The organism is Lactobacillus sp. VURO6/B1 (VP7), assembly GCF_058139575.1.
In genome coordinates this window covers 87539-100026 of sequence record NZ_JBVOWJ010000001.1, presented here as the reverse complement: position 1 = coordinate 100026, position 12488 = coordinate 87539, and the positions used below count along the sequence as shown (strand labels likewise).

General features: G+C 34.2%; 10 protein-coding genes. 8 read left to right on the top strand and 2 right to left on the bottom strand.

The features are described 5' to 3' along the window. The first annotated feature begins 38 nt into the window (after positions 1–38). From ACZ2M0_RS00480 to ACZ2M0_RS00470, 3 genes are read left to right on the top strand one after another with little or no spacing between them, the layout of a single operon-like run. On the top strand, positions 39–1640 hold the full coding sequence (locus tag ACZ2M0_RS00480) for an ATP-binding cassette domain-containing protein (protein WP_490058130.1): 1602 nt from the start codon (positions 39–41) through the stop codon (positions 1638–1640). After that, a complete protein-coding gene (locus tag ACZ2M0_RS00475; RefSeq protein ID WP_490058129.1) occupies positions 1630–3213 on the top strand; it encodes an ATP-binding cassette domain-containing protein in 1584 nt (527 codons plus the stop codon). Before ACZ2M0_RS00480 ends, ACZ2M0_RS00475 begins: the two co-directional genes overlap by 11 nt. Positions 3214–3238: 25 nt before the next feature. Next, positions 3239–4831: an ATP-binding cassette domain-containing protein gene (locus ACZ2M0_RS00470; protein ID WP_490058128.1), complete on the top strand. Its 1593-nt coding sequence runs from the start codon at positions 3239–3241 to the stop codon at positions 4829–4831. A gap of 74 nt (positions 4832–4905) precedes the next feature. Here ACZ2M0_RS00470 and ACZ2M0_RS00465 read toward each other — a convergent pair whose 3' ends face one another. Continuing rightward, on the bottom strand, positions 4906–6264 hold the full coding sequence (locus ACZ2M0_RS00465; protein WP_490058127.1) for an HD domain-containing protein: 1359 nt from the start codon (positions 6262–6264) through the stop codon (positions 4906–4908). A 190-nt stretch (positions 6265–6454) separates the two neighbouring features. Here ACZ2M0_RS00465 and ACZ2M0_RS00460 point away from each other — a divergent pair, with 190 nt between their 5' ends. Beyond that, positions 6455–7285: a helix-turn-helix domain-containing protein gene (locus tag ACZ2M0_RS00460; RefSeq protein WP_490058126.1), complete on the top strand. Its 831-nt coding sequence runs from the start codon at positions 6455–6457 to the stop codon at positions 7283–7285. A 425-nt stretch (positions 7286–7710) separates the two neighbouring features. Next, positions 7711–9543 carry an FAD-binding protein gene (locus ACZ2M0_RS00455; RefSeq protein ID WP_490058125.1) on the top strand — a complete coding sequence of 611 codons (1833 nt, stop codon included), beginning with the start codon at positions 7711–7713 and terminating at the stop codon, positions 9541–9543. Positions 9544–9671: 128 nt separating this feature from the next. Here ACZ2M0_RS00455 and ACZ2M0_RS00450 read toward each other — a convergent pair whose 3' ends face one another. Next, the gene (locus ACZ2M0_RS00450; protein WP_490058124.1) at positions 9672–10436 is read right to left on the bottom strand and encodes a biotin--[acetyl-CoA-carboxylase] ligase; all 765 of its coding nucleotides are present in this window, start codon (positions 10434–10436) and stop codon (positions 9672–9674) included. 319 nt (positions 10437–10755) lie between these two features. Between ACZ2M0_RS00450 and ACZ2M0_RS00445 the strand changes: the two genes are divergently transcribed. Genes ACZ2M0_RS00445 through ACZ2M0_RS00435 form a run of 3 tightly spaced genes read left to right on the top strand, consistent with a single transcriptional unit; the run spans position 10756 to position 12486 of the window. Continuing rightward, positions 10756–11229, top strand: a complete 474-nt coding sequence (locus tag ACZ2M0_RS00445) for a MarR family winged helix-turn-helix transcriptional regulator (protein ID WP_490058123.1) — start codon at positions 10756–10758, stop codon at positions 11227–11229. After that, a complete protein-coding gene (locus ACZ2M0_RS00440) occupies positions 11229–12200 on the top strand; it encodes a beta-ketoacyl-ACP synthase III (RefSeq protein WP_490058122.1) in 972 nt (323 codons plus the stop codon). The genes ACZ2M0_RS00445 and ACZ2M0_RS00440 overlap by 1 nt, the downstream gene beginning before the upstream one ends. A gap of 37 nt (positions 12201–12237) precedes the next feature. Beyond that, positions 12238–12486 (top strand): acyl carrier protein, encoded by a 249-nt coding sequence (locus tag ACZ2M0_RS00435; protein ID WP_338206878.1) that lies wholly within the window; start codon positions 12238–12240, stop codon positions 12484–12486. The last annotated feature ends 2 nt before the right edge of the window (positions 12487–12488 follow it).

Sequence of the window (12488 nt, the reverse complement as noted above, 5' to 3'; positions counted from 1 at the left end):
TAATAAAAACATACCAAAGATGAAAGGATAAAAGAGCAATGTCACTTAAAGATCTTTTTAAAACCAATATTTTTCGAGGAATTTTCATTCTAATTATTTTCTTATGTTATGCCATTTGTGGAACATTGGCAACATACCTTTTTAAATATGCAATCAATGATTTAACAAGAGGCAACTGGGACAGATTTGTATTTTGGTTAGTCATTGATTTTATTGTCTCAATCTTCACTGTTTTGTCCTTACCATTGGGAACATTTTTGTTTAATAAGCAAGTTCAAGAATGCTTACATAATATTCGTTCCCAAATAATGCGGCGGTATTACAATTCTGGCGGTTATAAGGTATCAGAAATACAAAATGAGTTAGGTAATAATCTCAAGATTTTAACAGACGATTATGCTACGCCTTGGATTCAAATTTGGACCAACTTGTTAAGTCTTATCTTCGCAATTGGTACATTGATAACTCTTCACTGGTCATTAATTTTATTTGTTGCTGTAGCAGCAATTATTGTGTTGACTCTACCTAAAATTATGACAAAAAAGTTATCTAATTCCACAGCCGCAGCAGCCAAGAAAAACGCACAGCTTTTAAATACAATTGAAAATTGGTTTTCTGGTTTAAGTGAATTGCGCAGATACAGTGCAAGTGGCCGACTAGATAGAGCGCTTGGTCAAGATAGTCGGAAACTGGCAGAAGCCAATGTTTATAGAAAAAAAGTACAAGGGATCTCGATTAGTATTAACGGCTTAGGTAATGCTAATGGTCAAATTGGGTCAAGTTTATTCAGTGGATTACTATTTTTTAATCATATAATCACTTTGGGTGATTGGTTTATAACAGGTAGCTTTGCTTCGACCATTTTTAATGGTCTCTGGGAAGTTATCAACGCAATGACGCAAATGAGATCAACCAAAAAGTTACGTCAGGAAATTGCTGATTTAACAAAACCAATACCTGAAAAAAAGCCTGGAACGGTTGTTTATGGTGTTGAATGTCACAATTTGAAAGTGCAATATCAAAATGGAGAAAGTATATCTTATCCTGATTTTACTATTAATAAAGGCGATAAGGTCTTACTTTCAGGAGATTCAGGCACAGGTAAGTCAACTCTATTCAAAGTCCTGCTCGGACAACTTAAGCCCAAAACTGGTGAGGTCTTCTTTACTGCTCAAGACGGGACTAAAATATCGCCTCAGCAAGCTCGACTAGGTTACATAGCACAAGATGCAACGCTCTTTCCTGATACTATTGCAAATAATATTACGATGTTTAACAGTAAACTGGTTAGCAAACTAAAAGAAGCTGTTAAAAAAGTTCAATTGGTGCCAGATTTAGCCAAGTTTCCAAATCAAATTAATACAACGGTCGATTTAGATCAAGGCAATTTATCAGGTGGACAAAGACAAAAAGTAGTTTTGGCCAGAGCCGAAATTCATGATGAACCATTTTTGTTACTTGATGAAGCAACTAGTGCAGTTGATAGTAAATCTACCAGTGAAATTATTGGCAATTTGCTCGATACCGATAAAACACTTTTAATGATTGCACATAACTTCAGTCCGGAACTAAAAGACAAGTTTGATTATCAAATCAATTTAAAATCAAGTAAAAAATCAGGTAATCAAAATGACAATTAAAGAATTTTATAAGATAAATCCTTTACGCTTTATTGTTTTACTTTTAATCAATATTGGTTTATATGCACTGCCAATTCTTGGTACTGTACTCAGTATTATAGAAACTACGGCAATTCAACAAGGCAATTTTAAAATATTTTTAATTGTTAATGTATGTGCTTTTGTATGTTTAATGGCAGATTATCTACTGCAAGGGCTGTCACAATATATTTTGTCTCAGCAGGAAGAGCAATATAATGTTGCAATCAGAGATAAAACCACTAAACATTTTTATGCAGATCAAAAAGACCATGCAGTAGCACAAGTTCAAAACCGGTTAACGAATGATATAGTTCAAAGTCAGCAAAATTATATTACTCCTTTTTTTAGCTTAATTGGGGGAGTAGTCATTATAGTTTCTACCATTATATTATTGGTTTCATTACATTGGAGTTTGCTTGTTACCATATCAATAATGGTACTAATCTCCTTAATTTTGCCAAAGCTGTTGGAGAAGCCCTTGCAAAATTCAATGATTCAAGTTTCTAAGACCAACCAAAAATATCTAGATTGCCTGGAGAAATGGCTTAATGGTCTTGCAGAAATACAACGCTATTTTAGTGGTGCAAAATTATTTAAGGTAACGAGTAAAGCTGCTAAAAATTTAGAAGATGCTAATGTTAAACAGAATGGTGCTATGCAACTACTAACCGTAATAAATGGCCTAGTATCGGCTATTTTCTCTTTGATTTTATTTTCATTAGTTGGTTATTTGTTTCAACAAAAACTAGTTGTGTTTGGTGCCATTACTGGAGTGGGCAACTGCCAATCATATTTGAGACAGGGAATTCAGATTATAGTAACCTCTTATGGGAAAATGAAGGGGTCCGAAACTCTAAATAAAGAAATTGCTAAAACAGCGACACCAGTAAAAAAGGTGAAAACTGCAAAAAAGGTAAGACCAGTCGCTATTAGCACTCACAATCTTAATTTAAAATTTCCCAATGGTGAAAGGTTGCAGTTTCCTGATATTAATATTGAACAAGGTGAAAAAATACTGTTGACTGGAGATTCAGGAGCTGGCAAATCAACATTGTTTAAACTTATTTTAGGACAAATCAAGCCAAGTTCTGGACAAATCATATTTAAAGATAAAGATGGTTCAAGGATTAATCCAGATATGAGTAAAATTGGCTATATTCCGCAAGACCCTGTGCTTTTTCCGGTAACTATTGCTGATAACATGACTATGTTTTCCGATAAATTAAAAAGTGCACTGCCACAATTAGTTGAAAAAGTTCAACTTGCTGGCGATATTGCCAAGTTTGATGATGGTTTAGAACAAAAAATCGATTTAAACAAATTGAATATTTCTGGTGGTCAAAGACAAAAGATTGTTCTAGTACGAGCTTTAGTCCATCAAAGTGAAATTTTTTTGATTGATGAAGGAACCAGTGCTATTGACCAGCAAGCGACAATGCAAATTTTGCGGGAAATCACATCGAGTTCTGCTACAGTAATCTTTATTGCACACAGCTTTAATGATCAAATGAAAGAAATGTTTGACAGAGAAATTCACTTAACGAAAACATAAAGCAATAAAAAGGAGGTAAGATATTATGACAATTAAGGACTTTTATAAGCAAAACCCTTTACGCTTCATGATACTAATTTTGATTACCGTTTTAGAGTGGACTTTACCAATTGTAACTACACAATTAATTATGCTTGAAACCACAGCAATTCAGCAACAGAAATTCCAACAGTTTTTAATTATAAATGTCATTTCATTTATGCCTTTCCTATTTCAATATATAATACAAGGACTGCATGCGTTCCTTCTATCAAAACAACAAGAGGAATTTAATTTTCATATCAGAAAAAGATCTGTATCTCACTTTTATGCGGATCAAAAAGAGCATTCTGTTGCCCAGATTCAAAATCGATTAACAAATGACCTGAATCAGAGCCAAGAAAATTATTTTGCACCATTTTTTGGTCTAATTGGTGGTGTTATTAATTTAGTATCTGTAATTGTTCTGCTTATTTCATTACACTGGAGTTTACTTCTCACAATTATTTTGATGGTAGCTATTTCATTATTGTTACCAAAATTATTAGAAAAGCCACTACAAAATTCAATGACCAAGATTTCAAAGAGTAATAATCAATATCTCGATTGCTTAGAAAAGTGGCTTAATGGCCTTGAAGAACTACAACGTTATTTTGCCGGAGGAAAACTATTTAAAGTAACTAATGATGCAGCTAAGGAGCTAGAAGATGCTTATGTCAAGCAAAATGGGGTTACACAATTACTAAGTATAATTAATGGATTGGTATCAGTTTCTTTTTCATTAATTTTATTCTTACTAACGGGTTATTTGTTTCAAGCTAAAATAGTAGCATTTGGTGCAATTACTGGAGTAGGCAATTGTAATTTCTACTTAAGGCAAAGTATTCAAATCATAGTTAGTCGTTATGGACAAATAAAGGGCTCCAAAACTTTAAATCAGGAGATTGCCCAAACGGCTGCGCCAGTTAAAAAAGAGCAAGCTGAAGAAGTAGCAACTCCAGCATCACTTAGTACCCATGATCTTAGTTTGCAATTTCCTAATGGTGAAAGCCTAATTTTTCCAGACATTAATATTAAGTCAGGTGAAAAAGTGCTTCTGACTGGTGATTCTGGAGCTGGAAAATCAACTTTGTTTAAACTCATTCTCGGACAAATCAAACCAACTTCAGGGCAGATTGTTTTTAAAGACAAGGATGGTGCTGTTGTTAACCCAGATATGAGTAAAATTGGCTATATTCCCCAAGATCCAGTGCTTTTTCCGGTGAGCGTTGCTGACAATATGACGATGTTTGTAGACAAATTAAAAAGCGCTTTACCGTCATTGGTTGAAAAAGTACAATTAGCGGGAGACATTGCCAAATTTGACGATGGACTAAATCAAAAAATCGATTTGAACAAGTTAAATATCTCGGGAGGACAAAGACAAAAAATTGTTCTGGTGCGGGCTTTAGTTCATCAAAGTGAAATAATTTTGATTGATGAGGGAACTAGTGCAATCGATCAGCAAGCTACTATGCAAATCTTGCATGAAGTGACGTCCACTTCTGCTACTGTTATTTTTATCGCTCACAGTTTTAATGAACAAATGAAACAGCTATTCGACAGAGAAATTCATTTGGTCAAAAATGTTAAAGATTGAAAAGAATTATATTTTTAACTTAAATCACAACAAAAGTAGTAAAAGCAACTGAATCAGCGATTCAGCTGCTTATTTTATTTCTTTGGCTTTCTCAAGTACCTCAAGGTACCATTTTTAACATAACGTTGAAATCTTTGGTATAATGGATCAAAAATTTGGGGCTCATCACTATTTGACATCATGATTTTAGGAAAGAAGAATCGTTCATCACCTTGCAACGTTCCATTCAATGAACGTACGAGGGGGCTTAAATGTGACAATTCGATTAATTGCCCATCGTCTTGCATGATTTCAATTTGACTGTTAGCATTTTTACCAGAGGGTTTATAAGCATCATAAGGTTCATCGAAAGCTGAGTTGGTATCCGTATAATAATTTGGATCAAAACCCGCTTGTTTGATTAAACCTTTTAATTTTGGCAACAAATTTTTGGTTTCTTGATTGATACATACACTGGCTAAAGGCTTTCTGAAGAGATAACGCTTTGCTAAGTCAGAGAGAATTGGGTCATTAGCTTTTGTCCACATTGAAAAATTGGTTTCCATTACGCCATCATCTAGCTTCAAGTAATCATCAAGTGTCCAGTCATTGGCTAGAAATTTTGCTAAACTAGGAGTAACTGGCAAATTACCTTGCTGGTAAATGATTTTGGCTCTTTCAAGCAAATGCTGTAAAATAACTTCCATTGAACGTCCCACTCTGTGGAAATAAACTTGTTGATACATTTGATAACGAGAAACAATATAATCTTCAACGGCATGCATTCCTGCCATGGTAAAGCAAATTCCTTCGCTGTAGGGACGGATTTCTTGCAAAATTCTGGATAAATCAAATTTCCCATAAGTAACTCCAGTGAAGTAAGCATCGCGCTGCAAGTAATCCATTCTGTCGGCATCTGCTTGACTAGAAATCATTTTGACTACTTGTGGATTGGGATAAGTTTTGGCAATGACGCTGGCTACAAGACCTGGAAAATTCGGGGAAACAGTTTGCAAGACTTGGTTAACTTCTGTACTGGGGTCAGTAATAATCTTTTGCCCAATTTTTTCATGATTTGTGTCAAAAAGGTGCTCAAAGGTATGTGAATATGGACCATGCCCAATATCATGCAGAAGTCCGGCACACTCGACTAATAATCTGTTGCTATCATCCCAAAGTCCATCGCCTGAACGTTGCGATGGGTATTTTTTTGCAAAAATATTACAAATCCTGCGAGTTAACTCATAAACTCCTAGATTATGCTCGAATCGAGTATGTGTTGCACCTGGAAAAACATAGGCAATAGGACCAAGTTGCTTAATTCTGCGCATTCTTTGAAATTCCTTGGTTTTCAAGATATTAAGTATAACCTTGTCTTCAATGTGAATGTATTCGTGAACTGGATCTCTTAAAACTACTTCTTTTTTAAGTTTAGTATTATGAAAATTTGGCATGTCAAATCTCCTAAAGTTGTTATATTAAAATGTTGTTAATACCTTAAATTATAACAAACTTAGACTCTTTAGTTTAACACCATTGTTCTTTTAGCTCATTTTATTAAAATTAAATAATAAGTTTTGCCAGCTTTCTCAAATGTGCTCATAATTGTGAAGTCATATATAGCATAAAAAGATAGGAGATTAAATGAACTATATAGGTAAAAAATTAAAAAGCTTACGTCAAGAATTAGGATTGACTCAAACAGAAATGGTGGCTGGAGTTATTTCTGTTTCATTTTACTCGAAAGTAGAAAGAGGACTAAATGATATTGGAGTAAATGACTTTTTAGATATTTTGCAAAAGCATGATATTAGTCCACAAAAATTTTTTGAGGACTTTAAAACTAATAAAGATAATAGAAAACAAGTTTTAGTCCTAATGAATAAGTTTATTAAAGCAGCATATGGCGATAACGATCTAGAACTAAAAAAAATAATAAAAGTATTAGAGTTGATTAAGCCAAAGACAGCTTTTATAAAATTCTCTCTTTTGCAAGCAAATTTAATAGAAAAAACTCATAATACTAACGCTATAAAACGTTTAGACAAAGTTCAAAAAAATAAAATTAAGAAAGTTATTTTTCAAAAAGATACGGATGAAAATGAATATCATCGTATTATTCTGTTGGCAAATATAATTCAAATATATAGTTTTGATGAGGCTTCTTTTTTAATTAATAATATTATCAACCGTTACCAAAAAGTTGAAAAATTAGATAAAAATATCATGGTTGCATTAAGTGTATTAATGATAAATTATACAGACTTATGCTATAAAGAAGAGAAATATAGTCTTTGTTCCTTGCCTCTTCAATATGTGGAAAAATTGCCAAATGATATTGAACTAGCTTTTACTAAAATTCTTGGTAGGTATTATGATGATCTGATAAAGAATAAAAAAATTGAAGCCAAAAATATAAGAGACGTTCTTATTCAAGCTGGGTATAATGCTAATGTTAAAAAAATGGTTAGATAAAATTTTCAAATAGGAAAAAAGGATTACAAAAGCTAATAATAGAGTTATTATTTATTTAAAAGCTATATAAGGAGGAATATATTATGGATCTTTTAAGAAATGTCATCATTATTATCGCTGATATGTAAATTAAAGCAGAATTAGTATAATAATATTTATATAATATTTTACTTTTTATGAAAGTTTTAGAAGATTAGGTTGATTTTCTAAAAATACTAAAATAAAAGATCAATTAGTTTTACTATGAATGACCACTAGTCAACATTGTAATTCAAAGCTGATCTTTTTATTTTTTAAAACTTATGAAATTTTAATTATAGAAAGAGAAAAGTTTTACAATCATCTAATTACCTTATTCACAAAGATAACATTATGAATTATAATTAAGTTGTCTATATCAGAGCTTTTTATATGGAGGCTTAATAATGAATAATGAACACAATTTTAAATGGGATGCTGTTTATGATGTAATAGTTTTAGGTTTTGGTGGAGCTGGTGCCACAGCTGCCAGATTTGCGGCAGATAGCGGTGCTAAAGTTTTATTAGTCGACAGTGCGCCAGAAGGCCATGAGGGTGGTAATACACGCTATGCTGGTCAAATGGTAGGAGCTGGTACGGATTATGAAGCTTTAAAAAAGTACCATGAAAACTTGGCAGCACCTTTGCAACCAGACAAAGAACCATTCAACAATTTAATTGAAGGTATGGCTAATATGACTGAATATTTTGAAAAATATTTGGGTGTTAAGCCAGTTAGCATGAAGAAATTGTTGGCTGGTACTCCTTCAACCAAATATGTGACTGAATATCCTGAATTGCCTTGTGCTGATTCTTATGATGATTACTTAGTTCATAATGGCACAAGTGATGCTGCCCTGTGGAAACTTTTACGCCAAAAAGTACTAGATCGTTCAGAAAAAATTACTGTTTGGTACAGCAGTCCGGCTAAACATTTAGTTCAAGATGGGACTTCAAAAATTGTTTTAGGTGCTCAAATTGAACGAGATCATGTCTTACGCAACATTAAAGCAAATAACGGTGTAGTTTTAGCTGTCGGTGGTTTTGAAAATAATAAGGAAATGATTCAGACATTTCTGCAGTCTTCTTATTTGTCACCAATTGGTTCTCTGTACAATAAAGGTGATGGCATTAAAATGCTGGAAGAAGTAAATGCGCAGTTGTGGAATATGCGGTCATTTGAATCGCTTGGGCAATTTCATGGTCTTTCACCAAGGCAAAAAGAAGGTATTCGTTCGACATATGCTTTAAATGTCTTTTGGTCAGAAATAGCCAAAGGCAGTGCAATCGTTGTTGGTGAAGATGGTAGTCGTTACTTCAATGAAGCAGAACTGAATCGACATGGTCATATTTATAATCATGGTGATTGGGTAGTGCCGTTGAATCAAAACCATCCTTATATGATTTTTGACCAGGAAAAATATGAAGAACTTCTTAATGAACCAGATGATGGTCTTAAAGTGCCTCATTTCTTGGATAATATTATTAAGGCTGATTCAATTGCTGATTTAGCTTCTGCAATTGGTAAAGATCCAGCAGTTCTGTCTCAGACAATTTCAGAGTTCAATTTTATGGCGCAACAAGGAAAAGATTATGCTTATCACCGTGACCCTGCAACTTTGCGTGCGTTTAGTCAAAATGGGCCATTCTATGCAATTGCCCTGAGACAAAATATGCTCAATACTCAAGGTGGCGGCCGGCGTGATGGTCATGCCCAAGTACTAGATCCTAATGGGATTCCAATTCCACATTTGTTTGAAGCAGGAGAATTGGGTTCACCATTTGTTAATAAATATACTACCGGTGGTAATATTGCAGATTGTTTAATTTCTGGTAAAATTGCCGGGGAAAATGCTGCTGTTATAAAACAGGATATATCTAGAATCGATACAACGGATTTAACTAGTGCACCAATTAATGACAATTTTGTTGCCTCAAGTGATGAAGGCGCTCAAAAATTCAAAGTTGGCCCTAATCAATATTTAGGATATAGTAATCAAGGCATGGGTGATGGCGTGGTTGTCAGAACCACCTTGGATGAATCAGGCAAGATTGCGGATGTCGAAATTTTGAAGCAAACTGAAAGTGATGACTACGGCTCAAAAGCGGTTAAAGAATTACCTCAAAAAATAGTTGAGCAAAACACCTACGATGTCGACGCTGTTTCTGGAGCATCAGCAACCAGCAGAGCAATAAAAGAAGCTGTCAAAGATTCGTTAAATAAAGCAGGGAGAAAGTAATAGCTTTTTAAATGCACCTTTAAAATACATTATTTGCAGGTGCGTTTACTATACTAAAAGCTATAACCAATTATGAAATTTTAATGTGTATTTATAAGAAGACGAAGAATTTCGTCTTTTTTTGTTTGCTAAAAATCTCTTACTTTTGTGACCTCGCCAACGTTATAACTTTTTAAACCCGCTTTAGTTTCTAAAACTAAATTTGCTTGTTGCGTCAAATCTGTAACCTTTCCCTGTATTTTTTGCTTGCCGAGCGCCAGTACTACGTCATGATTCATTAGTGCAAGCTTCTTTTTGTAATCAGGCAAAAAATTGCTTTGATCAAATTGGGGAATAAATTCCAATAAATTTTCTGTAATTTGAGCGATAAATTGACAAATTTCCTTTTCACTGGGAATTTTTGTTAGTAAGTTGCCAGCTGTTTTTAATTCATTATGCAAATGATCCTGGTAAAGATTGCAGCCAATCCCAATAATGGCAACTTGGGGTTGTGGTACTTCAACCAAAATACCAGCTATTTTTTTACCTTTAAAAAGCAGATCATTCACCCACTTGAATTGAGTCTCTAGATGAAATACTTCTTTAATAGCCAAGTGTAGTTGCCATGCAATACCGGTAGTTAACAATCCTTGATTCTGCCAGTTCAATTGCGGCACTTTAATCACCAGTGAAAGATAAATGCCCCCTTTTTGTGAAATAAAGTGACGACTTTGTTTACCATAGCCGGAAGTTTGCTCATCACTTCCGTATAGCACGGGACCTGAATATCCCTTAGCAGCTAGTTTTTGTTTTGCATACAAGTTTGTGGAATCGATGCTTTCCCACCAATTAATTTCTAGTTGAAATTTGTTCAACAATATTTTGAGATATTCTTGTTTTTTTGAACCATTCATTAATAATCTATCCTTATACCTAATTAAATTTGCAAAAATACTTTGACATTCAAACTATTTATTTTTAGAGTTTCTTAAAAAATACTTGCCTTGACAAGGCAAATAAACTAATATTGCAAAAAGGAGTTTGACATTTAGTAAATAATACCATATCATACTCTAATAATTTATTTTGAATATAAAAGTATTTAAAGGAGATGCTAAATGTTGGTATAAAGCGAGATTATTTGAAATAAAAATTTAAATTATAGCTTTATATATATTTATAAATTAGTATCAAGAGTTTATTAGTACAGATTATATAGTTGAGTAAGAGGTGATGCTATTGGAGACAAGTTTAAAACGCATCAATAATCTTTTGTCTACGGTTTATTCAGATATCATGAAAGTCGAAGAACGCGAATTACGCAAAAGTGAATTTAAAGACATTTCACTAAGGGAATTACATGCGATCGACGCAATTACCATGTATGAACACAAGACTAGTTCCCAAGTCGCAAGGGAGTTGATGGTGACGGCAGGTTCGCTGTCAACAATGGTCAATAACTTGGTTCGAAAGGGCTATGTCATGCGAATAAACGGTGAAGATGACAGGAGGATAATACGACTGGGCTTAACTAGTCGGGGACGCTTAATTTATCGGGCGCACGATTCATTTCACCGCCATATGGTAAAAAAATTTATTGCAGGCTTTGATAATGAACAGGTGGCAATTATTGAACGTGCTTTGTTGAACCTGCGTGCTTTTCTTGAGTTTCCGGCCCGAATTGATAATAAAAGGAGCGATAACTGATGAGCTTAAGAATTAGTCAAACTGCTCATTATGTTCCCTCTAAGGTAATTACCAATGATGACTTAGCGGAGATAATGACTACCTCAGATGAATGGATATCTTCAAGGACCGGGATCAAGAAACGTCATGTAGTTCAAGATGAACAGACTTCGGATTTGGCTTTAACTGTTGCTCAACTGCTGTTGCAAAAAGCTGATCTCAAGCCCGAGCAATTAGATTTTATTATCATTGCCACTATGTCGCCTGATTATCTGACACCTTCAACAGCAGCAATTGTGCAGGGGAAACTGCACGCTGGTAATGCATTAGCTTTTGATATTAATGCGGCGTGTTCTGGGTTTATCTATGCTTTGGCGATCGCGGATAAACTTTTAGCTGGACCATATCAGCGAGGATTAGTAATCGGAGCGGAAGTTTTGTCAAAGTTGATAGATTGGCAAGAGCGCTCAACTGCAGTTCTCTTTGGGGATGGCAGTGGGGGAGTGCTAGTTGAAAAAAGTTCTCAAGCAGAAGGAATAATTGCTGAAGATTTAACAGCTTTTGGAGAGCTGGGAGCAAAATTAACAGCTGGGTACCAACCTTTATGTTCACCCTATAGTTCAGATAAGATTGCAAAACACAAGAAATATTTTGAGATGGACGGTAGATCGGTTTATGACTTTGCTACCCATGAAGTACCTAATTCGATTAATCGTGTTTTAACAAAAGCAAACTGGAAAAAAGATGATGTACAGTGGTTTTTGCTCCATCAAGCAAATGGACGCATTATATCTGCAATAGCAAAGCATCTAAATATTCCGGAAGAAAAATTTTTGGAAAATATTGCCAAATATGGCAATACTTCTGCTGCCAGTGTGCCAATACTGCTGGATGAAGCAGTTAATTCTGGCAGCATTAAGCGCAATCAAAAACTAATCTTAAGTGGTTTTGGTGGTGGTCTGACGGCTGCCAGCATTGCCTTAAATTTTTAAAAACAATAAAGATAATTTATTAAGAAAGAGAAAACAAATGACTGAAGAAGAAATTTTTAACAAAGTAAAAGAAATTATTGTCGCACAAACCGGAGAAGACGAAAGTGCTGTCACAGCTCAATCCAATATAAAAGAAGATTTAAATGCTGACAGTCTGGACGTGTTTGAAGTGATTAATGAATTAGAAGATGAATTTGACATCAAGATTGAAAGTGAAGAGGGTATTGAAACAGTTCAGGATTTAGTCGATTTTGTTAAAAAACAACTGGCAGCGAAAGAAGGTTAACA